The organism is Agrobacterium sp. GD03872 (genome assembly GCF_029840625.1).
Classification (GTDB): Bacteria; Pseudomonadota; Alphaproteobacteria; order Rhizobiales; family Rhizobiaceae; genus Agrobacterium; species Agrobacterium fabrum_A.
Genome location: NZ_JAOCCY010000001.1, coordinates 685,512 through 707,011, shown reverse-complemented (window position 1 = coordinate 707,011; position 21,500 = coordinate 685,512). Strand labels below are relative to the sequence as shown.

Here is a 21,500-nt window from a genome sequence, read left to right as displayed (position 1 = left end):
GGAGCAACCATAATGGTCGACTATCGCTATCTCGGACGCAGCGCGCTGAAAGTTTCACCGCTGAGCCTCGGCACAATGATGTTCGGAGGCCCGACACCGGATGACGTGGCCTTCCGCATCATCGACAAGGCACGCGAGCAGGGCATCAATTTCATCGATACGGCCGATGTCTATCACGACGGCAAGTCGGAAGAAGTCGTCGGTCGCGGCATCAAGGCCAGCCGCGATCACTGGGTTCTGGCGACGAAATTCGTCAATTCCCACACCAAGGGCCCGAACCTCGGTGGGCATTCGCGCAAATGGGTTATCGAGACCGTGGAAAATTCGCTGCGCCGTCTCAACACCGATTATATCGACATCCTCTATTTCCATCGCGCCGTCTTCGATGCGCCGCTGGAGGAGCCGGTACGCGCCATCGCCGATCTCATCCGCGCCGGCAAGCTGCGTTACTTCGGCGTGTCGAATTTCCGTGGCTGGCGCATCGCCGAAATTTCGCATCTGGCCGACCAGCTCGGCATCGACCGGCCCGTTGCCAGCCAGCCTCTCTACAATATCGTCAACCGCACGGCCGAAGCCGAGCAGCTGCCGGCGGCCAATCATTATGGCCTTGGTGTGGTGTCCTATTCGCCGCTCGCACGCGGTGTGCTGACCGGCAAATATCAGCCGGGCGAACAGCCGGGCGCTGATACGCGCGTTGGCCGTGGCGACAAGCGCGTTCTGGAAACGGAATGGCGTCCGGAATCGGTCGAAATCGCCCAGAAGGTCGCGGCCCATGCCGCTTCGAAGGGCGTTTCGGCAGCGGATTTCGCGCTTGCCTGGGTGCTGAACAACAAATTCGTCACCGCCGCCATCACCGGCCCGCGCACCGAAGAGCACTGGGACGGCTATATCCGCGCGCTCGATGTGAAGATCGATGCGGAAGATGAAGCGCTGGTCGACAGCCTCGTTACCACCGGCCACCCCTCCACACCCGGTTTCAACGATCCGAGCCATCCCGTCGAAGGCCGCGTGCCGCGCAATCTCGAGCCCGCCCACCGCCCGGCGCTCAAACCGCGCGCGGTCGCCTGATCGTCCAGAAGACCATGCCTGCGGCGCGCCGTGCCGCAGGCCCTCACATCCGCTCAGGGAAAACCGCAATGTCCACTCCGAAACTGCAGACAACCACCACCGATAATTCCGGCGTGCCGAGCCGTGACGAAATTCTGGCCCGGGCAAAGGACATTGCGGCCATCGCGGCCAGGGATGCCGCCCGTCGCGAACGCCAGCGGGAACTTCCTTTCGATATATTCGCCCTTATCAAGGAGGCGAAGATCGGCACGCTGCGCGTTCCCGAAGCCAAGGGCGGACCTGGCGGCTCGATTGCCGACTATATCGAAGTGCTGATGATCCTCGGCGAAGCCGACAGCAATATTCCGCACGCGCTGCGCAGCCATTTCAATTTCACCGAAAACCTCGCTCTCGCACCCATCGAGCTGGAGGACCGGCGGCATCTCGAACATGTGCTTGCCGGCAAGCTCTTCGCAGGCGCCAGCACAGAACAGGGCACCAAGCGCCCCGGCGAAATCACCACGCGGCTGAGTGCCGATGGCGACCGTTACCGGCTGAATGGCCGCAAATGGTATGCAACCGGCACGGCCTTTGCCGATTTCGGCACCTTCAGCGCCATTGGCGATGACGAGCAGCCGATCGGCGTGCTCATTCCGCTCGATCGCGCCGGCATCACCGTTCTCGACGACTGGGACAGCATGGGCCAGCGCATGACGGCGAGCGGCGGCGTCCTGCTGGAAAATGTCGAGGTGCTGCCGCATGAGTTGACGACCCGCAAGCTCGGCAGCCAGATCGGCCGCCACAGCTCGGCCATGCGGCAGCTGCATCTCGCCGCCTCGGCGGCCGGCGCCGTTCAGGGCGCACTGAAGGACGGCGTGGAGTATGTGTTGCGCCAGGCGCGCACCACGCTTCACAGCAGCGCCGAAACCGCCAATCAGGACCCCTTCGTGCAAAAGATGCTCGGCGAAATCAGCGCCGGCGCTTTCGCCGTGAAGACCCTGATCCGCGAAGCGGCAAGAACGCTCGACCGCACCGCGGCCGCCTTCGCCACCGGGGACGAAGAGGCGATAGAGGCAGCCCTGCTGGAAGGTTCGCTCGCCACAGCCCGCACCCAGATCATCGCCTCGCAGCTTTCGCTCACGGTCGCCACCAATCTCTATGAACTCGGCGGCGGCTCGGCGACATCGAGCGAGCGGAATTTCGACCGCCACTGGCGCAATATCCGCACGGTCTACAATCACAATCCGCTCGCCCACAAGGCGCGGGTGATCGGAGACTATTACCTGAACGGCACCACAACGCATCTCAGGGAAGGCCGGGTATTCTGACCATACCGAGAATGCGCGGCAAAGGAGAAACAGCAATGAGAACGGAGTTTATCGCTCCCGCCGGGAACCGGGCGGCTTTTCGCTTGCCGACACTTTCCCGGCTGCCGCCGCTGACCGCCTTGCGCGCCTTTGTCGTCGCCGCCCGCCATGCGAGCTTTTCGCGTGCGGCGGAGGAGCTGCATGTCTCGACCGCCGCCATCGGCCAGCAGGTGCGAATTCTCGAAACCCATCTCGGCCAGCCACTTTTTAGCCGCCAGCGCGGCGAATTGCTGCTGACCGATGCCGGCAGCGCGCTTTATCCCGGCCTTGCCGACGCTTTCGAAACCATGATCGGCAGTCTTTCCGACCTGATGGTTTCGAATGCCCGGCCGCAGCTGAAGGTTCTGGCGGAGGGTTGCTTTGCCGCCCGCTGGCTGGCGCCGCGGCTGGGCAGCATCGTTCCGGCGCTCGGAGACGTGGAGCTTTCCATCGAATCCCTGGAGAGCGAAACCATAGATCTCACCCATTTCGATGCGGATTGCGCCATCGTCGCCACTCATGCGCAGATTCCGGGCTTCATTCATGAGCCGCTTTTCGCCGATACCGTCAGCGCCGTCTGCACCCCGGAATTCGCGGCCCGTCATGGGCTTGCAGACGAACCGGAGCGCTTGCGGGATCTCGGCTTTGCGATGTTGCGTGGCAATGGCCTGGACCCGGCCTTCGAATGGGCGAACTGGCTTCGCGCCTGCCGCATTCCGCTCAGGCTTTCAGCGACCGGCCCGCGTTTTTCACGCCAGACGGCGTTGATAGAGGCAATCTCATCCGGCCACGGCATCGGCCTCGTGCGCCATTCGCTGATTTCGGAAGAGCTGAAAAACGGCCGGCTGATCGCACCCTTTGGCGCACCGCAGCCGACCGCCAGCCGTTATCACCTGCTGACCAGTCCTGACAGGCGGCGGCTGCCGGAGGTCGCATCTCTACTCGCTTTGTTGCGCGAGGATATGCGCTCTCTCGAGGCCGCCGCCTGAACACGCCCGTCCCACCTCAGGCGCGTTCCCTTTGCAACTCTCTCGCCGCATAGATATTTTCCGGCCGGGGCAGGCCGTAGTGATCTCGCAACGTGTCGCCCTCATAATCCTCGCGGAACAGACCTCGCTGTTTGAGGATCGGCACAACCCCGTCGACGAAGTTGTCGAACCCGCCATTCAGCCATGGCGGCATGATATTGAAGCCATCGGCCGCACCCTCACGGAACCAGGTCTCTATCCAGTCCGCCACCTGCTCCGGCGTTCCGGAAATCACCTTGTGGCCGCGCCCGCCGGCAAGCCGGTGCAGCAATTGCCGGATCGTCGGATTTTCCCGGTCTATGACATCGAGAACCAGCTGATGGCGGCTGCTATCCGCCTGCGCCCGCGTCGCCTCCACGGCTTCGTGCGGCAGCGGCTTGTCGAGATCGGCCGATGAGAGATCGATGCCGGTGATGCGCTGCAATTGCCCGAGCGAAAAGGCCGGCTGGATGAGATCGTTGAAAGACGCCTCGAGCCTGCGCGCCTCCTCTTCGGTTGACGCGATGAAGGGGCTGATGCCCGGCAGGATTTTCACATGGGCGGGATTGCGCCCCGTGGCCGCGACGCGCCGCTTGATGTCGGAATAAAAAGACCGCGCACTCTCCAGAGTCTGATGCGCGGTAAAGATTGCCTCGGCATAATGGGCGGCGAAACCACGCCCTTCCTCCGAGGAGCCGGCCTGCACATAGACCGGCCGGCCCTGCGGTGAACGCGGCACGTTCAGCGCGCCCCGCACCCGATAAAATTCGCCATCGTGATTGGCCGGATGGATGCGGTCGGCATCGGCGAAAAGGCCGCTTTCCTTATCCGCAACAATGGCGTCATCTTCCCAGCTGTCCCAGAGCTTCGTCACCACATCCACGAATTCTATCGCCTGACGGTAACGATCCGCATGCGGCGGATGCTTCTGGAGATTGAAGTTGCCGGCGGCCGCATCCGCCGAAGTCGTCACGATGTTCCAGCCCACCCGGCCGCCGCTGATATGATCGACGGACGCGAAGAGCCGCGCAAGATTATACGGCTCGTAATAGGTGGTGGAGGCCGTGGCGATGAAGCCGATCTTTTCGGTGACGGCGGCGAGGGCCGCCAGCATGGTGATCGGCTCCAGCCGGTGGCGGGCGGCATAGCGGATATTGGCGTCCAGCACCGGCGCATCGGCAAAGAAGATGGCATCCAGCTTCGCCGCCTCGGCCTTGCGGGCGATATCCTGATAGAGCCTTATATCGGTGACGCGATGTGGCTCCGAATCCGGATGCCGCCAGGCCGCCTCATGATGTCCGCCCGGATAGATGAAGGCGTTAAGAACCAGCTTCTCGGATTTTCTGCTCATGGAAATGACCTCTTATTCGCTCTGAACCGAAGGGGGAGAAGGCTTTCACGCCTCCTTCGTCACCCAGGCCTTGGCGAGATTGCCGCTCAGCCCCTCCGCCCCGGTCGCATAATCCTTGATGCGCACGCTGCCGACGACCGGCTGGATGGGGGAGACGAGATTGATGACGGGAAGATCCCTGGCGATAACGGCCTGAAACTCCTTGAAGAAGGCGGCGCGTTTTTCGATATCCGGCTCCACCGCTGCTGCTTCCAGCAGCCGGTCCACCTCCGGATTGGCGTAGTGGCTGGCATTGGAGAACGGCAGGCCGATCTTGAAATTCTTGCTCCAGTAAACGCGCTGCACGCCCGCCGTCGGATCGAAGGTGTTGGAGAGGGATTCCACCGAAAGGTCCCAGGCGCGGTCGGTATAGACCACCTTTACATAGGTGCCGAAATCGAATTTCTGGATATCCGCCTCAATGCCGATTTTCGACAGCGCCTGCGCGATGAAATCCGAATAGGTCTGTGGATTGAAGGGGTTGGTGGTAACCCGAAGCTTGAAGCGCTTGCCGCCATCCTTGCGCGGGAAACCGGCTTCATCCAGCAGCTTTTCAGCCTGTGCGACATCGAACTTGGCGAAACCGATATCCGGATTGTGGAACTTCGCAAGGCCGGGGCTGATCGGCGTCGGCGATGGTACGGCGTAGCCATAAAGCACGGTATCGATGAGCGCCGGGACATCGATGGCATGGGCGATGGCCTGCCTGACCTTCAATTCCTTGAGATATTCATTCTCAAGGTTGATAACCAGCTGGTTCTGCTGGCCGGCATAGGCATAGATGCGGTCATCCACCTTCAGCGTCGGAATGGATTTCAACCGCTCCAGATCGGCAAGCGCCACCGGGTTGGGGCCGATATCGCCTTCCCCGGTTTCCAGCGCCGCGGCGCGGGCGCCCGCATCGTTGATGAGGCGGATGATGACGCGGTCGAGATAAGGGCGCGGCGCGTCCCAGTAGTCCGCATTCTTCACCAGAAGAATATGGCTGCCCGGCACCCATTCCTTCAGCACGAAGGGACCACTGCCGATGATCTGGGCGGGTTTCGGATTATCGGTCGGCTTGAAGGTCTCGAAGATGTGCTTCGGTACGATGGGGGATTCCGACGAGGCGAGCGCGGTGATCAGGCCCGGCGCCGGCTTGGAAAGCTTCACTTTCGCGACCAGCGGATCGGAGGCATCAACACTTTCAACATGCGAGAAAGTAGCGCGACCGCGCGGATGGGCCTCCTTCAGCCGCAGAATGGAAAATTCCACATCCGCAGATGTCACCGGTTTGCCGTCATGAAACTTCGCCTTCGGCTGCAGATGGAAGACATATTCCAGCCCGTCGGCCGAAACGCTCCATTCCCTGGCGAGGCTCGGCTTGGGCGAAAGCTCGTAATCGTAAGTCAAAAGCCCGTCGTAAATCTTCGAGCCGATAAACTGCGGACCGCCCGCACTGGTATTGATTGCCACGAGCTGGGTCGGCTCGGGAAAATAAACGATCTTGAGCGTCCCGCCCGAAACCGGCTCTTCGGCAGCGGCAAAGGAACCGCCCGGAAGCGCGACGAAAGCGCCGGCGGCAAGTGCAATTTTGTGAAACTGGCGTCTGGAAATGGTCATGTCTGTCTCCGAAAAAATCCGATATGCGGGCGCGGCCGCTCAGTGCAGCTGGGGGAACCCGTGGCGCTCGGCGAGGATTTGCAAAATGCGTTTGGTGTCCTGAATGAAATGCGTCTCGCCCTTGGCCGTAGCGTCGCTGGGCGCGTCGCCTGCGAAGATGAACAGCGGCAGCGACTGGTTTTCCTCTCCCACGGCGGCGATGACAGCCTCACGTGGGCGCTGGAAATCGACGCGGTGGATATCGATGCCGGCGGCAATATCTGGAAAGGCGGCAAGCAGGCCTTCGATCTGGTTGCAATGCGGGCAGACGAAGCGGACACCGGGGTGTTTTGGGTCTTCAAAACCGGGGGCGATCAAAAAAAGCGTATCCTTGGCCATGGCATCCATCATGTGAGGGTGAGATTTCCAGCTCACAGTGCAGGCGGTCAAAGCGCGGGTCCAGAAAGCAATTCTTGCTTTGAAACGAAGAATTCCTTCGCACTAAATTATTGATGAAACTTATTTTTTCGAAATTTTCGAGGATGGCATCGCTGTTTCGCCCGACCTGTTTCATGCGCAAAGTTTTTCCCTGAAACGGGCGTGCCGCGTGAAGGTGCAAACAGGGTGGAAGGCGGATTTCGGCAATAAAAAACCCGGCAGAATTGCCGGGTTAATGTTGATGATCGCAGACCCCTCCTCCGTCATGCCGGGCTTGACCCGGCATCCAGCCACGGCGCGTCTGCGCCGTGAGAAGAGTCTCTTGCGATCAAGGACTTGATCGCGCTGGACCCCGGATCCAGTCCGGGGTGACGAAGCTTGGATGAACCCGCTTTGCCAAACGCTCACTCGCCTTTCCAGGCCGTCGCCAGATCGCCATAGGCAATGTCGATGGTCGTCACGAGCGATTTCAGGCTGGTATTGCGCAGAATGACGGTCGGCAAGGCGACGATGGAGAAATTCGGCAGATCGTCGCCGGTGATTTTCTGGATATCGTGGAACTGCTCCGCCCGTTTCGTTTCATCCACTTCAATCGCGGCGGCACGGAAAAGATCATCCACCTTTGGGTTATTGTAGTGGGCCGCGTTGACATAGGGCGCGGGTTTCTTGATCCCGTCGGACCAATAGAGGCGCTGCACGCCCGCCGTCGGATCGAACAGCCGGCTGATGCCGTTCACCGTCAGGTCAAAACCGCGCTCGGTATATACCCGCTTGATGAAGGTGGCGAGATCGCCTTCGACAATATCCACCTTCACGCCAAGTTTGCCGAAGGATGAGCGGAGATATTCGGAGGTTTTGCGGAAGACGTCGGAAGGCAGGAAGGCCAACCGCAGCGAAAACCGGGTGCCATCCGCGCCCTTCGGGTAGCCGGCCTTGTCCAGCAATTCGTTCGCTTTGGCGAGATCGAAGGGATAGGTGAAAGGCTTCTCGTCATTATAGGCGGTGAAGACCGCCGGGATGTTCGAACCGGCAGGTTTTGCCGTCCCGAAGAAAATGGCGTCGTTGATGAAGTTGCGATCAATCGCATGCGCCAGCGCGTGCCGGACCTCCTTTTTCGCAAGGGTCGGGTTCTCCAGATTGAACTCGAACACAGCGGCATTGTTGAGATAGGAGTCGGTATAGACCTCCACCGCAAGCTTCGGATTTTGCCGTAGACGCTCCAGATCGCTGTAGGACACGTCGGCGGTATAATCGGCCTCGCCCGTTTCCACGGAAATGGTGGTGGAGGCCGCATCGGCGACAAAGCGCGCGACGAAACCATCGAGATAGGGCAGATCGGCCTGCCAGTAGTTCGGGTTCCTCTTCAGCTTTACATAGCTGCCGCGCTTCCATTCCTCGAATACGAAGGGGCCGGTGCCGACTGGCGCGTTACCATTGGGACTTTCGTTATAATTTTCCGAAGCATAGGCATGGGCCGGCAGGATGGGCGTTTCGCCGCCGGTCAGCGCCCGCAGGAGATAGGGCGCGGGCTTGGAAAGCACCACCACGGCCGTCAGCGGATCGGGCGTTTCGATATCGGCAACATTGGCGAAGGTGATGCGTCCGCGTGGACCGACCTTCTTGAAGGCCAGCAGGGAAAATTTGACGTCCTGCGACGTAAAATCCTTGCCGTCATGCCATTTGACGCCCTTGCGCAGCTTGAAAGTGTGGCGCAGCCCGTCGGCCGATGTTTCCCAGCTTTCGGCCAGAACCGGGTGCGGTTTGAATTCGCTGTCGAACCGCACCAGCCCTTCGAGGATTTTCGTGGAAATGGCGCGGGTGCGCGTATTGGAATCGGAAAGCGGCACCAGCGTCGTCGGCTCGCCAAGTCCTGCAAGAGTGACTATGCCGCCCTTTTTCGGCGTTTCCGCCGCCAGAGCCGACAGGGAGGGCAACAGCATTGCCCCGGTTAGCGCTGCGCTCAAAAGCAATGTCTTACGTCTTGTAATATCCATGGATGTTTCCTCTTGCAGGCTTGTTTTTAAATGTTCACGCAGGTTTCAGCCGGGTTTCCACCAGCCGGGCAAACAGAGTGGCGCCGACAGGCAGAATGGCGTCGTCGACGATGAAACCGGGATTATGGGCGGGCACCGTGCCGGAATGGCCCAGCGTGAAAAACGCGCCGGGCGCGTGTTTCAGGAGATCGGCGAAATCCTCGCTGCCCATGAAGCGGCCGGGCTCGGTGGAAACGCGCTCGTCTCCCAGAACCTCGCGCGCGACACCGGCGACGATCTCCACAGACGCATCGTCATTGGTGAGAACCGAGAATATGTCGCGAATATCCACCTCGGCGGTGAGGCCGTATGCTGCGGCAATATGATCGGAAATCGTGCGGATGCGCTCCCTTATGGTTTCGCGCACGCGGTCGGAGAAGGCCCGCACCGTCCCGGCAATCGCTGACGTTTCGGGAATGACGTTATAGGCCGATCCCGCCTCGATGCGGGTGATCGACAGCACGGCAGGATCGGTCGGCGGCACGTTGCGGCTGACGATGGTTTGCAGTGCCTGGATCAGTTCACCCGTCGCCGGCACCGGGTCACGCGAAACATCGGGGTGAGCGGCGTGGGCACCCCTGCCCTTCAGCCGGATATCGAAGAAATCCGCCCCCGCCAGAATGGTGCCGGGCGAAACCTTCAGATGATTGGGCGCAGCATGGGAGGAATTGTGCAGCCCGTAAATCTCGTCGACGGGGAAATCCTTGAACAGCCCGTCGGCGATCATGGCGCGCGCGCCGCCGAGACCTTCCTCCGCCGGCTGGAAAATGAACACCACCGTGCCGGCAAAATCGCGCGTTTCCGCCAGATAACGGGCGGTGCCGAGCAGGATGGTGGTGTGCACATCATGCCCGCAGCCGTGGAATTTGCCGGGATAGACCGACGCATAGGGCAGACCGGTCTCCTCCGGCATCGGCAGGGCATCCATATCCGCCCGCAGCCCGATGGATCGATTGCCCGCATGGCGGCCGCGCAGCACGCCGACCACGCCGGTCTTGCCATAACCGCGATGCACCTCGATGCCCCAGGAGGCGAGTTTTTCGGCGACGATGCCGGAGGTGCGGACCTCCTCGAAACCGATTTCCGGATGCTGGTGCAGATCGTGGCGGATGGAGACGAGTTCGGGAACATAGGTCCCGATCCGATCCAGGATTTTAGGTGCGGGCGTTTTGACGGGATCGACGGCGATATTCACGGTATCTCCTCAGGGCAAAAAATATCGTTTCCGCAATCGGGCGATTGCGAAGTGTGGGTTTCGGAACTGGAAAATGCAGCGGGAGAGGCCTCAGAGCCTCAGGCCCGCCTCCTTCATCAGGGGCAGAATGCGCTCGGCGAAATAATCGAGGTCCTCGCGGAAATCGTAGAAATTCAGCTGAACCCCATCAATCCCGGCCTTTTTCAGGCCGACAAGCTGCTCGACCACCTGCTCCGGCGAACCGATGATCTCGATATTGCCGCCAAGATTGCGCCCCTGCTTGTGGCGCGCATCGCCACGGCCGCGCCAGGCATGGGCGTCGCTGTCGTAATTACTGGTGGCGAAAGCGCGGGTGCCGGGCTCAGGTTTTCCAGCCTCGATGGCATCCGCATAGGCTATCGCCTCCTTCTCCGTATCGCGGCTAACGATGATCGGATTGATGATCGTCTTTACCTGCCGGCCATAGGCCTTTGCGCGGTTTTTAATATTTGCGACATGATCGGGAAGCGTTTCCAGCGCGCTGTCTATATGCGCGCCGCCGGGCGAAGTGACGAAAACCAGATCGGAATGGCGGGCGGCGAAATCGATGCCTGCGGGCGAACCTGTCGCCGTCACCAGCGGCGGGCGTCCGAAAGCAGGCTTCGGCGTGATCCAGCCATTGTTGATCGCCCAGGGATTGAGTTTTCCCTCATAGGAAAAGTTCTCAGTCTCCCCCCACAGGCGATGCAGCACATCGAACAATTCGCCGGCCATGTCGTAACGCCTGTCGTGGTCGATACGCTGCCAGCCGAACATTTCATGCTCGATGGCGCGGTGGCCGGTGACGATGTTGATGCCCCAGCGCCCCTTGGCGATATGATCCAGCGTCGCACCATATTTGGCAAGATGCAGCGGATGCAGAGGCCCATAAAGCACATGGATGGTGGAGATCAGCAGAATGTTCTTCGTGACCGCCGCCATGGCGCCAAGCGCGATGAAGCTGTCGAGCGAGGATTCACCGTCATAACCGCCCTTGGGCAGCCATTGCGTGCGACTGAAGGCGATTTCGAAACCAAGCTCTTCCGCGCGCTTCACCAGTTCGACATTATAATCGAAGGTCCAGCTGTTGCTGGTCGGCAGGCTGGAGAAATTAATGTCCTGCAGATTGAGGAACAGGCCCAGCATCAGCGGCTGCTTCACCGCCCGGCTGAGCGGGCTGTCTTCGAAATCGGCCGGGCTTTTCAGGTCGAGACCTTTCAGCTCGGGACCTTCAGGCAATGGAACAGTCAGCGCCATGTCTTTTCTCCCTCGGAATGATCACCCTGCGGGGTCGCCGCTTTCAGCCGGGCGCGCAGATAGCCCTCCACGCTGCGGGGCTGACGACCGCTAATCTGCTGGATGGTATCGGTGACGGGTGCCGCGAAACCGTCGCCGATAAGCTGTCCGAATTCGCTGATCGCTTTCTGTTCGAAGGCGCCGATATGCGGCGGGAAAACGGAGGCGGCATTGTGCGAAACGCCAACGGGCCGATGCAGAATCCGCGCCGCAATGCGGGCAATTTCCAGCGCCGCCAGGGCTTCGCCGCCAGTCAGCACGAAAGTGCCGGAAACCGGCGTGCTTGATGTCAGGGCATGAACGGCGACATCGGCAATATCGTCGGCATCGATGAAGGAAACGGCCGCATTGCCAAAGCGGGCGGGTACATCCTCTCCCTTGCGAAGCGCGGCGACGACGGGCTCCAGCGCAACCTGCATCCAGGCATTCGGCCGCAGCACGGTATGCGCGATACCGCTTGCGGCCAGATGCCATTCCACCTCAGCATGCGCCGCCCCCGAAATGGAGCGCCCGGCATTCTTAATGGTCCAGTCGGAACCGGATATTTTCACGATCCGCGACACCCTGGCGGAGAGAGCGGCATCGATGACCGTCTTCTGGTCCGCCGCCAGCGTCTCTCCGATGGGGGAAAGCAGGAACACCCCGTCTATTCCCCGCGCGGCTTCTTTAAGACTGGCCGTATCGGAAAAATTTCCCTCCGCGATCTCGACCCTGTCGCCCCAGAGCTTCAGCGCATCCTCCCGCCTGCGGGTCAGCACCCGAACCTCTGCCTGTTTTTGCAAAAGACGGCTGACGACCCGTTGCCCGAGCCTGCCGGTTGCACCCGTAACAAGAATGGTGGCTGCCATGACCTTCTCATCTCCCGTCGGTATGTTGCGCGGCATCCCGCAGCGCAGAAAGGGCGCGTGGATCGGCCCAGTCCTGCACCTCGAAATCCGCCGGAATGAATTTCCATTCCAGCAGGAAATCCTTGAAGTGGCTGAGCGCACCCAGCTCGGCCGGATCGAGATCGAGCCTCAGATTGCGGTGTACATCCGGGCCATTCGCAGCCAGAACCGCCTCCTCGCTAACGCCGATCTCGCGGGCGATGAAACGCACGGCTTCCGCCGGATTGTCATTTGCCCATTGGGCAACCCGCTGTACGGTGGCGACGAGTTCCGCCACCAGATCGGGCCGCTCATCGGCAAAGGTGGCGTCCACCGTCAAGGGGCGCGGCGTGCCGTTGTTGATGCGGATTTTTGGATCAGGGTGGAAGCCTGTCGATACCACGACCTGCGCACCGATCAGATTGGCGACCGTGACACCTTCCGCTCCCTTGACGAAAAACGCATCGATCTGGCCACGGTGCAGCGCTGCAATCTCCTCGCCATAAGGAAACCGTCGGCGCAGACCATGGAACCTGTTGTCAGAAGGATCGAGCAACACCGGCTCTTTCGCCGTGAGATCGACAAGCTCGACATCCGCAACGGCGAGGTCCGAGACCGTCAGCGCCGAAACGATGCCTTTGAGCGATGTGGCACGCTGGAAATCGATGGTTTCATTCGGCCGTTTCGGCAGGCCGATGCGCCGTCCCTTCAGGTCGCTGCCCCTGCTTATTCCGCTTGCTGGCAAAGCGATGACGGCCTGAAACTCATCAGTTCTCGTCAACCCGACCAGCCGTGTTTTCCGGCCGCCGGATTTCGCCCAGATCGGCGGAATATTGCCGCCCTGACGGAAGGACCAGTCCAGACGGTGATCGAAATGGCTCTGGCGAATGGCCGGATCGGCCGCGTCGCGAATGGAGGAAACAGAGATTCCATGGGTGGAGAAACGTTCCTCGATCCAGCCCAGTTGCGCCGCGATGGAAAGCGGCGTGGGCGCCGGGCAGCGTGTGTACCATACGGTTACGGGTTGGGTTATCTGGCGAAGGGCGGCATCAGCCATGGCGTTCGTCCTCGAAATTGCGATCTGAACGGCACGCTACGCGCCATAAAATATTTTCTATAGATAAAGCGTACTATTTCAGGCGCGATTGGGGAAATTCGTTTCCATCTTGTGAGCGCTTCGCCAAGAGGACGGAATATCCTTTCGAGAATAGTAAGATTTCGGGCTGGGTTCCCCAGCCTGCCTCACTCATCTCTCACATTCGACCGCCGCTTGGGTGCTGTCACGGATGAAAGTTTTTCTTCTCCGTGCAGCAAGGATTTTTAACTCGCGACCGGACCCCCGGCTGTTACGCTTCCCGCAATTGCGCCGGTCATACGGGCCGGCAATCCAACAGACCTGAAAGAAACGTGGCAGCATGAGCAAGACCAAACGCCGGCTTAATCTCAATGTCGGCATCAACACCACCGGATACCTCGCCAATGCCTGGAAATACCGGAGCGGAGACCGGCACGACATCAACGACATAGGCTATTATCGCCGACTGACGGAACTGGCCCATAAGGGCCGGTTTGACGCCGTTTTCCTCTCCGACCACCCGGCGCTGCTGACCGACCCGGCAAGCCGCCCGTTTCACACCATCGATCCGCTCATTCTCTCGACATCACTTGCCGCACAGGTGCCGGATATCGGCTTTGTGGCAACGGTGTCCTCCACCTATAATTCGCCCTATAACTTCGCCCGACGGACCCAATCCATCGACCTCGTCACCGGCGGCCGGCTGATCGTCAATATCGTTTCTTCCTTCAATCCCAATGTCGCCGCCAATTTCGGCAACGATCCGTTGCCGCCGCGCAGCGAGAGATATGCCAAGGCCACCGAATTTCTCGACGTGGCGAAAAAACTATGGTCGAGCTGGGATCCACGCCGCGAAGGCGAGGTGCCGGAAGAGCGTTTCTGGGATGCGGCAACAGCCGAAACCATCGATCATGAGGGGCAATATTTCCATGTGAAAGGCCCGCTCAACGTTCCGCGCGGGCCGCAGGGGCATCCCGTCATCGCGCAGGCCGGTGCCTCCGAAGGCGGCATCGATCTGGCGGCACGCCATGGCGAGATCATCTATTGCAACATCCTGTCACGCCCGGCGGGTCAGGCCTTCGGCAAGAAGGTTCGTGACCGCGCCATCTCCCTCGGCCGCGATCCCTCCGGTATCCGCATCGTTCCCGGCCTTGTCGTCATTCTCGGCGAGACCCGTGAGGAAGCGTTGCGCAAACACGAACTGTATAGCGGAACGGGCTCCGAAGACGGTCTGCTGGCGCGCTTCGCCAGGGAAAACGGCATCAATCCCCGCGACTTCGACCCCGATGCGAAACTCGATGCGGAACGTTTCGTCCCGGACCAGAACCGGCAATGGGCCGTTGGCATGGGGCTTGGCCTTTCCGAACTGCTGACCCACGAAAAGCTCACCGCCCGTGAGGCCGTGCGCCGCTCCGAGGGGCACCACCGGCTGCTGCTTGGCACGCCGGAAGATGTGGCGGATGGGATTATCGACCTCTGGCAGGACGGCACGGTGGATGGTTACACCCTGCAGCCGCCGCGAGCACCCGACGACATTGCTGAATTCGTCGAGAAGGTCGTGCCGGTGCTGCAGGACCGCGGTGTTTACCCGCGCGAATACGAAGGCGCGACAATACGTGACCGCTATGGCCTGCCTTATCCAGATTGAACGGCAGATACGGCACTATTGAAGGTGTCCTCCCGCTAGTCCCGCTGGGGCGAAAATAGCGGGAGCGGGACATATTATTGGCCCGTCGCCACTTTCAAAACCGGCCGCCCGCCGGAAAGCTGCGGCAGGACGGCGGCGAAATCCGTGACGATCTGGCGATAATCTTCCGGCTGGAATTCATAGGGCAGTTCGAGGCGGAATTCCGAGACGTGCGGCAAAACGGGATCGCGCGACAGTTTTTCCAGAATTTCGTCCGTCGTCCCGACGATATCGGGCAGGAAAAGCGTGCGGCGCGCGCCATGCGGCGAGGTCGTGCGCTTGTCACGCCCGGCGGCGAATTCCTGATAACGGCGGCGGGTCGCGGGGCTGGCGCTATCGGTCGGCAGAATCACGCGGCCAAGAGCGACACGCGGCTGGCGCTCATGCGCCCATTCCTGCCGGAAGCGGCTGACCAGTGCCGCCTGCGCGGTCAGAAAATCATCGGTATTTTCGCCGCTGACGATGTTACCGGTCAGGAGATTGAAGCCCGCCTTCCCCGCCCAGCGCGCGGAATTCTGCGATCCGCCGCCATACCATAGCCGGTCCGTCAGCCCCTCGGCGACTGGCCGCAGGCGTGGCACCTGTGCGCCCGCCGCATTGCCCGCTTCCGTCTCGCTGGATAGCGGTTCCGATCTCAGGGCCCTCGCCAACTTTTCGGCGCGGGCGTGGCTGTAATCCGCATCGTGAACCGTATCGACATAATCCGAAATGAGATGAGCGAAGGGCGGTGCGCCAACGGAAACCCCGACATTCAATCGCCCACGCGACAGGACATCCACGGTGGCCAGATCTTCCGCCAGCCTGAAGGGGTTTTCATAACCGAGCTGAATGACGGCGGTGCCGAGGCCAATCCGTTTCGTGCGCTGCGATGCCGCCGCAAGGAAAGTCGCGGCAGAGGACACGCCCCGTTCCAGATGGCGCTGGCGAACCCAGGCGCTGTGATAACCCAGCGCCTCTCCGGCTTCGAAAAGCTGCAGGGTTTCTTCCAGCCCCCGTGCCGGATCGTCATCCTGATAATTGCCGGGAACGAGAAAGGCAAAGTGGGAGATATGGGAAAGGGGCATGGCTGCACATCCGGAAACGACTGTTGAAACTCAGTAGCGCAGATACAGCCATCCCCGTTTCGGACAGCCGTTCAATGCGGCGCATACCCACGCAGAATGCATGATGACAGGTGCGGCTGGCGCGGCATGTTCGTTTATAGTCCCGGCCATTGTTGAAAGATCATTGCGCGATTCAATAATCTACTAAAATTATGGATTACACCTCCATCTGGCATGGGTTGCGCTCGCGCCTCCCGCCGGACTTGCTTCTGCGAAGAGGCAAATATCCCTCAACCACCCTCTCATGTCGAAGACCTTTGCAACACCGTGTGCAAATGGCCTAGATTTCCCGCTTCAACATGTAATACAGATTTTCATACGTATTGACAAATAATGCGCATATGTATGACATTAAATCTGCATCCCCCCGCTGTACGCAACGCGGGCAGGATACCTTCGGGGAAATACCACCCAACAACACCTGCGGCTGGCCGGGAGGAAAATATGGACGACGTGACACTTCTGGCGTTTGCCGTGGTCGCATTTATTGGCATTGCGACGCCCGGTCCGACCGTTTTGCTGGCGCTTGCCAATGGTTCGAGATTCGGCATGCGCCGCGCCATGATCGGCATGGCTGGCGCCGTCCTGTCCGATTTCGTTCTGATCGGTGCGGTTGCGCTGGGATTGGGCGCCTTGCTGGCGGCTTCGGAATTCTGGTTCGGCGTCGTCAAATGGGCAGGCGTCTGTTATCTTGCCTTTCTGGGCATCATGTTGCTGCGCTCCAGGGGGACGCTCGAGGGCGCTCTCCAGTCGACAGACACAAACGGCGTCGCATCCGCCCGCTCGATTTTCCTCAAGAGTTTCCTCATCGCCGTCACAAACCCGAAAGGATATCTGTTCTTTTCGGCCTTCCTGCCGCAATTCATCGAGCCGGCAGCGCCGCAGGTGCCGCAATATGCGGTGCTTGCGCTGGTCCTTGCCGGCATCGATTTCATCGTGATGTTCGGATATGCCCTACTCGGTTCGCAGGCCGCCAGATTATTGCAAAAATCCGGGGCTCTCTGGCTCGACAGGATTTGCGGCGGGGCGCTTTTGACGCTGGCCGCCTCTCTGGCCTTCTACCGTAAGGCAAGCGCCTGACCAACCAGGGCGGCGGTTTCCGGCCTATTCGGTGGCGGCGCGGGAACGCAACAGCACCTTGCAGCGCTCAAGACTGCCGCGCAGATGCGAGGCCATATATTGACGTGCGGCATCGGCATCGCCTTCGATAATGGCGTCGACGATCTTGCCGTGCTCCTCCTGAAGATGGAGATTATAGTCCTTCGGGCGCGATCCGGGCGCCGCACCCTGCAATTCCCCGCGCGGGATGATGCCGGAGCGGATAAGCTGAAGAAATTCCGGAAACCGCCTGTTCTGTGTTGCCTGCGAAATCGCCAGATGGAACTCGAAATCGGCGTCCCGTGTCGGCAGCCCGGCGGCGAGACAGTCGCCGACCCGCCGATGCGCATCGACAATTTCCTCCACCTGCACGGCGGAACGGCGCGATGCCGCAAGCCCGGCGGATTCGATCTCGAAGACCGTGCGCAATTCCAGCAATTCGATTATCGACGAGATGCGCCCCACCGCCAGATCGTTGAACGGCAGCTCCTTGGCCGGTTTTGCCTCCACGGCAAAAACGCCGGCGCCCTTGCGGGCCTCAACCAGACCATCGGCGCGAAGGATGGCGATGGCCTCCCGCACCACCGTGCGGCTGACGGAATATTCACGCGTGAGCGCGCTCTCACTCGGAAGGCGGTCGCCGGGGCGGAACACGCCTTCCGTCAAATCCCGCCGCAGCGCCGAGCTGATTTTCGCCGCGAGCGACATCCCCTGCTTCCTGCTGCTCTCAGCGTCCATTTCGGCTCACCTGTCTAAAACCTGTCTGTCATGTTAGCAAACACCTGCCACATTGCAAGGCCGGGCGCAGGCGATGCCCAGGCCCGGCATGATCCTCAGGCCGCCGCCATGGCCGAACCGGTGGAAAAGCGGTTTCTATATTCGCCGGGCGAAAGGCCAAGAATGCGATGGAATACCCGGCGGAAAGCGGCGGCATCCTCATAGCCCACCGACCAGGCGATCTGATCGACCGAACGGCGGGTGAATTCCAGCAGCTCCCGCGCCTTGCCGACCCGCAGATGCTGGACATATTCAATCGGCTTCATGCCAGTCGCGGCCTTGAAGCGGCGCAGGAAGGTTCGCTCCTCCAGCCCGGCATGGCCGGCCATGTCGGTAACGCTCGTCGCCCGCCCGGCGCGGGCCTGCAGCCAGTGCTGCACCTTCAGGATCGGCTCATCGCCATGCGTCAGCCTTGGGGCGAAACTGCTATAATGACGCTGTTCGCGCCCCGAAGGGTCGATCAGCAGGAACTTGCCGGTCTCGATCATTACCGACGGCCCGAGCAGCCGGTCGACGATGCGCAGGCCAAGATCGGTCCACGCCATCAACCCGCCAGCCGTGATGATGTCGCCATCCTCGATAACGATCTTGTCTATCTCCAGCCGGATATCGGGAAAACGCTCGCGGAACCGCTCGGCAAACAGCCAGTGGGTCGTGGCCGGGCGACCGGACAGGAGACCCGTGGCCGCAATCATGAAGGAGCCGCCGCAACTGGCGGCCAGCGTCGCCCCCTGTGCATGCCGGTCCAGCAGCCAGCGAGCGTAAGGCTCGGCCTCGTCGATTTCGGCAGGCCCAGTCAGCCGGCCGGGCACCACGAAAATATCGGGATGTCCCGGCCTGCCGGGCTCGGTGTCATGACAGCGGGAAAATTCGCCGCCCTCGCCCATGCTCCAGTGGCTGACGCGCAGTTTCGGTCCGCCGCGATCCTGTGAAAACACCGACGCGATGGCGAAAAGATCGGTTATGCCATGCACCATGGCGATCTGACAGTCCCGATAGAGGACCAGCCCCACTTCCAGCGCGCTTCCCGTTACACCCGCCATGCGCCCCCCCGTTTTGTCAGTTTCGGCTCGTTTTCTGTCAAAAGCGCCAATCCAGCCCCGGCTGCCTCCAGAGTATCTCTATTCCCACGGGACGCAAGCAAGCTCCCTGCAACAGGAGAGAGAGCCATGACAACGATCACCACCAGAGACGGGACGCATATTTTCTACAAGGACTGGGGCCCGAAAGACGGCCAGCCCATCATCTTCTCCCATGGCTGGCCGCTCAGCGCCGATGCATGGGATGCGCAGATGGTGTTCTTCGCTAACAACGGTTTCCGCACCATCGCCCATGACCGCCGCAGCCACGGCCGCTCGGATCAGGTCTGGCATAACAATACCATGGACCAATATGCCGACGACCTGGCCGAGCTGATCGAACAGCTCGATCTTCACGACATCATTCTGGTCGGCCATTCCACCGGCGGCGGCGAGGTCACCCGCTATATCGGCCGCCACGGCACGGCCCGCGTCGCGAAAATCGCCCTCATCGGCGCGGTTCCGCCGCTGATGCTGAAGACGGAAAGCAACGCCATCGGCCTGCTGATCGATGTTTTCGACGGCATCCGCAAGGGCACCTATGACAATCGCAGCCAGTTCTTCAAGGATCTGACCATTCCCTTCTACGGCTACAACCGTGAAGGTGCCGTGATATCCGAAGGCATCCGCGAGGAATTCTGGCGGCAGGGCATGATGGGCGGCCTGAAAGGCCAGCTCGACAGCATTCGCGCCTTTTCGGAAAGCGATTTCCATCAGGACCTGAAGGCCTTCGACAAACCGACGCTGGTTCTGCATGGCGATGACGACCAGATCGTGCCGGTTGGTGCATCCGCGCTTTCCACGGTCAAAATCGTCAAACACGCGGTCCTCAAAATCTATGAAGGCGCGGACCATGGCCTGACGCAGACCCATCAGGACCGGTTCAACGCCGACCTTCTCGCCTTCATCAACGCCTGAAACCGTCGGATACAGGAGATACGGACATGACACAGAATACATTTCTCATCACCGGCGCATCCGACGGCATCGGTGCGGTCTATGCGGAACGACTGGCAAAACGCGGCCATGATCTCATCCTCGTGGCGCGGCGCGCCGAAAAGCTGAAGGCGCTCGCCGCACAGCTGGAAAAGGATCATGGCATCGCGGTCGAGGTTCTCTCCGCCGATCTTTCCAGGGCGGAAGACCTCGAAAAGGTAGAGGCACGGCTGCGCGACGACCGGCGGATTACCGGCCTCGTCAACAATGCCGGCATTGCAGGGGAAGGCGCGATCACGGCGCTGGACCCGGCCTATGTGACGACGATGATCAACCTCAACATTCTTGCCGTCACCCGGCTTGCGGCAGCCATAGCGCCACGCCTTGCCGCCGAAGGCAAGGGCACGATCATCAACATGACCTCGGTCACGGCGCTGATGCCGGCGGCGTTTACCGCCGTCTATCCGGCGACCAAGGCCTTCGTGCTTGCCTTCACAGAAGCCCTGCAGGCGCAGCTTTCACCTTCCGGTGTGCGGGTTCAGGCCGTCCTGCCCGGCATCACCCGCACGGCGATCTGGGAAGAAGAGCGGCTCGACGCCATTCCGGCCGCCATGATCATGGATGTTCACGAGATGGTGGATGCGGCCCTCGCCGGTCTCGATCTCGGTGAGACCATGACCATTCCTTCGCTGCCGGATACGGCCGATCTCGAAAATTTCCTTGCGGCGCGCGCAGCGCTGAGGCCCAATCTGTCGCATGCACTTGCCGCCAGCCGGTATCGTGCAGCCAAGACCGAATAGCGGGAGACGTATCATGATCCTCGGACTGACCATTCCCCAATTCACGGCATTGCATGTGACTTTAAGCTTCATCGGCATTGCCACCGGACTGATCGCCCTGCCCGCTTATGCGGCGGGGCGGTGGATGCCGCGCATGATGGCGCTTTTCCTCGTCACCACGCTTGCCACCACACTCACCGGCTTCCTCTTCCCCTTCGGCAATTTCACACCGGCGCTCGGCGTCGGCATCATCTCCACCCTCGTTCTGGCAATCGCGCTGGTGGCGCTTTACGGATACGGTCTGAATGGCAGGGCGCGCATCGTCTATGCGATCACCGCAACGATCAGCCTTTATCTCAATATGTTCGTGCTGATCGTTCAGGCCTTTCTCAAGGTCGAAACACTCAATGCTCTGGCGCCGAACGGCAACGAACCGCCATTTGTCGCCGCACAGGCGGTCCTGCTTATTGCGGCAATCTGTCTCGGCTGGAAGGCGGCGCGCCGCAGGATCGCCGCCTGAAGCACGACGATATTCGAACCGGTCTACGGGGAAAACGCCTTGTGCCAGAATAGTTTCGGGCACCAGGCGTTTTTACGCGCCAAAAGCAGGCAATCTCCGCCCACCCGTCACAAAACGAAGAAATCCCGCCTCTAGTTTCCCCTTCGAACCATTCCCGAACCCATCCCTTGCATGAAATCATTATACATTATATAATAATATATAATAATGCTGCACCACAGGAGAAGCC

At 60.7% G+C, this 21,500-nt stretch carries 19 protein-coding genes; 8 read left to right on the top strand and 11 right to left on the bottom strand.

The genetic code is table 11. The features are described 5' to 3' along the window. Positions 1 to 12 precede the first annotated feature (12 nt). The 3 genes from N5D22_RS03435 to N5D22_RS03425 all read left to right on the top strand — a co-directional run bounded on the left by N5D22_RS03435 (position 13) and on the right by N5D22_RS03425 (position 3,382). The gene (locus N5D22_RS03435; RefSeq protein ID WP_003524705.1) at positions 13 to 1,068 is read left to right on the top strand and encodes an aldo/keto reductase; all 1,056 of its coding nucleotides are present in this window, start codon (positions 13 to 15) and stop codon (positions 1,066 to 1,068) included. A 68-nt stretch (positions 1,069 to 1,136) separates the two neighbouring features. Further along, positions 1,137 to 2,375 (top strand): acyl-CoA dehydrogenase family protein, encoded by a 1,239-nt coding sequence (locus tag N5D22_RS03430; protein ID WP_279655948.1) that lies wholly within the window; start codon positions 1,137 to 1,139, stop codon positions 2,373 to 2,375. 35 nt (positions 2,376 to 2,410) lie between these two features. After that, positions 2,411 to 3,382, top strand: a complete 972-nt coding sequence (locus tag N5D22_RS03425) for a LysR substrate-binding domain-containing protein (protein WP_279655949.1) — start codon at positions 2,411 to 2,413, stop codon at positions 3,380 to 3,382. 16 nt (positions 3,383 to 3,398) lie between these two features. Here the strand turns inward: N5D22_RS03425 and N5D22_RS03420 are convergent, their stop codons facing one another. The 8 genes from N5D22_RS03420 to N5D22_RS03385 all read right to left on the bottom strand — a co-directional run bounded on the left by N5D22_RS03420 (position 3,399) and on the right by N5D22_RS03385 (position 13,274). Further along, positions 3,399 to 4,751, bottom strand: coding sequence for an LLM class flavin-dependent oxidoreductase (locus N5D22_RS03420; RefSeq protein WP_279655950.1), 1,353 nt, complete (start codon positions 4,749 to 4,751; stop codon positions 3,399 to 3,401). A 45-nt stretch (positions 4,752 to 4,796) separates the two neighbouring features. Beyond that, a complete protein-coding gene (locus N5D22_RS03415) occupies positions 4,797 to 6,392 on the bottom strand; it encodes an ABC transporter substrate-binding protein (protein ID WP_279655951.1) in 1,596 nt (531 codons plus the stop codon). 39 nt (positions 6,393 to 6,431) lie between these two features. Further along, entirely contained in the window at positions 6,432 to 6,782 is a 351-nt protein-coding gene (locus tag N5D22_RS03410; RefSeq protein ID WP_279655952.1) for a DUF3088 domain-containing protein, read from the bottom strand. A gap of 431 nt (positions 6,783 to 7,213) precedes the next feature. Further along, positions 7,214 to 8,803: an ABC transporter substrate-binding protein gene (locus N5D22_RS03405; RefSeq protein WP_279655953.1), complete on the bottom strand. Its 1,590-nt coding sequence runs from the start codon at positions 8,801 to 8,803 to the stop codon at positions 7,214 to 7,216. 34 nt (positions 8,804 to 8,837) lie between these two features. Next, positions 8,838 to 10,037, bottom strand: a complete 1,200-nt coding sequence (locus N5D22_RS03400) for a M20 family metallopeptidase (protein ID WP_279655954.1) — start codon at positions 10,035 to 10,037, stop codon at positions 8,838 to 8,840. 90 nt (positions 10,038 to 10,127) lie between these two features. Continuing rightward, positions 10,128 to 11,312: an LLM class flavin-dependent oxidoreductase gene (locus tag N5D22_RS03395; RefSeq protein ID WP_279655955.1), complete on the bottom strand. Its 1,185-nt coding sequence runs from the start codon at positions 11,310 to 11,312 to the stop codon at positions 10,128 to 10,130. After that, complete coding sequence (locus N5D22_RS03390; protein ID WP_279655956.1) at positions 11,303 to 12,199, bottom strand: NmrA family NAD(P)-binding protein; 897 nt, start codon at positions 12,197 to 12,199, stop codon at positions 11,303 to 11,305. Before N5D22_RS03390 ends, N5D22_RS03395 begins: the two co-directional genes overlap by 10 nt. Positions 12,200 to 12,206: 7 nt before the next feature. Next, the gene (locus tag N5D22_RS03385; RefSeq protein WP_279655957.1) at positions 12,207 to 13,274 is read right to left on the bottom strand and encodes an ABC transporter substrate-binding protein; all 1,068 of its coding nucleotides are present in this window, start codon (positions 13,272 to 13,274) and stop codon (positions 12,207 to 12,209) included. A 358-nt stretch (positions 13,275 to 13,632) separates the two neighbouring features. Between N5D22_RS03385 and N5D22_RS03380 the strand changes: the two genes are divergently transcribed. Then, positions 13,633 to 14,940, top strand: coding sequence for an NtaA/DmoA family FMN-dependent monooxygenase (locus N5D22_RS03380; protein ID WP_279655958.1), 1,308 nt, complete (start codon positions 13,633 to 13,635; stop codon positions 14,938 to 14,940). A 74-nt stretch (positions 14,941 to 15,014) separates the two neighbouring features. On the opposite strand, the gene N5D22_RS03375 is transcribed toward N5D22_RS03380, so the two are convergent. After that, positions 15,015 to 16,043 carry an LLM class flavin-dependent oxidoreductase gene (locus N5D22_RS03375; protein ID WP_279655959.1) on the bottom strand — a complete coding sequence of 343 codons (1,029 nt, stop codon included), beginning with the start codon at positions 16,041 to 16,043 and terminating at the stop codon, positions 15,015 to 15,017. Positions 16,044 to 16,526: 483 nt separating this feature from the next. Between N5D22_RS03375 and N5D22_RS03370 the strand changes: the two genes are divergently transcribed. Next, a complete protein-coding gene (locus N5D22_RS03370) occupies positions 16,527 to 17,162 on the top strand; it encodes a LysE family translocator (protein ID WP_279655960.1) in 636 nt (211 codons plus the stop codon). Between the two features lie 24 nt (positions 17,163 to 17,186). Here N5D22_RS03370 and N5D22_RS03365 read toward each other — a convergent pair whose 3' ends face one another. Then, positions 17,187 to 17,918, bottom strand: a complete 732-nt coding sequence (locus N5D22_RS03365; RefSeq protein WP_279655961.1) for a FadR/GntR family transcriptional regulator — start codon at positions 17,916 to 17,918, stop codon at positions 17,187 to 17,189. Between the two features lie 95 nt (positions 17,919 to 18,013). Next, positions 18,014 to 19,000 carry a GlxA family transcriptional regulator gene (locus tag N5D22_RS03360; protein WP_279655962.1) on the bottom strand — a complete coding sequence of 329 codons (987 nt, stop codon included), beginning with the start codon at positions 18,998 to 19,000 and terminating at the stop codon, positions 18,014 to 18,016. Positions 19,001 to 19,126: 126 nt separating this feature from the next. Between N5D22_RS03360 and N5D22_RS03355 the strand changes: the two genes are divergently transcribed. From N5D22_RS03355 to N5D22_RS03345, 3 genes are read left to right on the top strand one after another with little or no spacing between them, the layout of a single operon-like run. Continuing rightward, complete coding sequence (locus N5D22_RS03355) at positions 19,127 to 19,954, top strand: alpha/beta hydrolase (RefSeq protein WP_279655963.1); 828 nt, start codon at positions 19,127 to 19,129, stop codon at positions 19,952 to 19,954. A 26-nt stretch (positions 19,955 to 19,980) separates the two neighbouring features. Next, positions 19,981 to 20,772, top strand: a complete 792-nt coding sequence (locus tag N5D22_RS03350; RefSeq protein ID WP_279655964.1) for an SDR family oxidoreductase — start codon at positions 19,981 to 19,983, stop codon at positions 20,770 to 20,772. 13 nt (positions 20,773 to 20,785) lie between these two features. After that, positions 20,786 to 21,271, top strand: coding sequence for a hypothetical protein (locus N5D22_RS03345; protein WP_279655965.1), 486 nt, complete (start codon positions 20,786 to 20,788; stop codon positions 21,269 to 21,271). The last annotated feature ends 229 nt before the right edge of the window (positions 21,272 to 21,500 follow it).

Excerpts from the sequence above, each read along its gene's own strand:
- N5D22_RS03435 (WP_003524705.1), top strand. The coding sequence starts at position 13 with ATGGTCGACTATCGCTATCTCGGACGCAGCGCGCTGAAAGTTTCACCG.
- N5D22_RS03430 (WP_279655948.1), top strand. The coding sequence starts at position 1,137 with ATGTCCACTCCGAAACTGCAGACAACCACCACCGATAATTCCGGCGTG.
- N5D22_RS03425 (WP_279655949.1), top strand. The coding sequence starts at position 2,411 with ATGAGAACGGAGTTTATCGCTCCCGCCGGGAACCGGGCGGCTTTTCGC.
- N5D22_RS03420 (WP_279655950.1), bottom strand. The coding sequence starts at position 4,751 with ATGAGCAGAAAATCCGAGAAGCTGGTTCTTAACGCCTTCATCTATCCG.
- N5D22_RS03415 (WP_279655951.1), bottom strand. The coding sequence starts at position 6,392 with ATGACCATTTCCAGACGCCAGTTTCACAAAATTGCACTTGCCGCCGGC.
- N5D22_RS03410 (WP_279655952.1), bottom strand. The coding sequence starts at position 6,782 with ATGATGGATGCCATGGCCAAGGATACGCTTTTTTTGATCGCCCCCGGT.
- N5D22_RS03405 (WP_279655953.1), bottom strand. The coding sequence starts at position 8,803 with ATGGATATTACAAGACGTAAGACATTGCTTTTGAGCGCAGCGCTAACC.
- N5D22_RS03395 (WP_279655955.1), bottom strand. The coding sequence starts at position 11,312 with ATGGCGCTGACTGTTCCATTGCCTGAAGGTCCCGAGCTGAAAGGTCTC.
- N5D22_RS03390 (WP_279655956.1), bottom strand. The coding sequence starts at position 12,199 with ATGGCAGCCACCATTCTTGTTACGGGTGCAACCGGCAGGCTCGGGCAA.
- N5D22_RS03385 (WP_279655957.1), bottom strand. The coding sequence starts at position 13,274 with ATGGCTGATGCCGCCCTTCGCCAGATAACCCAACCCGTAACCGTATGG.
- N5D22_RS03380 (WP_279655958.1), top strand. The coding sequence starts at position 13,633 with ATGAGCAAGACCAAACGCCGGCTTAATCTCAATGTCGGCATCAACACC.
- N5D22_RS03375 (WP_279655959.1), bottom strand. The coding sequence starts at position 16,043 with ATGCCCCTTTCCCATATCTCCCACTTTGCCTTTCTCGTTCCCGGCAAT.
- N5D22_RS03370 (WP_279655960.1), top strand. The coding sequence starts at position 16,527 with ATGGACGACGTGACACTTCTGGCGTTTGCCGTGGTCGCATTTATTGGC.
- N5D22_RS03365 (WP_279655961.1), bottom strand. The coding sequence starts at position 17,918 with ATGGACGCTGAGAGCAGCAGGAAGCAGGGGATGTCGCTCGCGGCGAAA.
- N5D22_RS03360 (WP_279655962.1), bottom strand. The coding sequence starts at position 19,000 with ATGGCGGGTGTAACGGGAAGCGCGCTGGAAGTGGGGCTGGTCCTCTAT.
- N5D22_RS03355 (WP_279655963.1), top strand. The coding sequence starts at position 19,127 with ATGACAACGATCACCACCAGAGACGGGACGCATATTTTCTACAAGGAC.
- N5D22_RS03350 (WP_279655964.1), top strand. The coding sequence starts at position 19,981 with ATGACACAGAATACATTTCTCATCACCGGCGCATCCGACGGCATCGGT.
- N5D22_RS03345 (WP_279655965.1), top strand. The coding sequence starts at position 20,786 with ATGATCCTCGGACTGACCATTCCCCAATTCACGGCATTGCATGTGACT.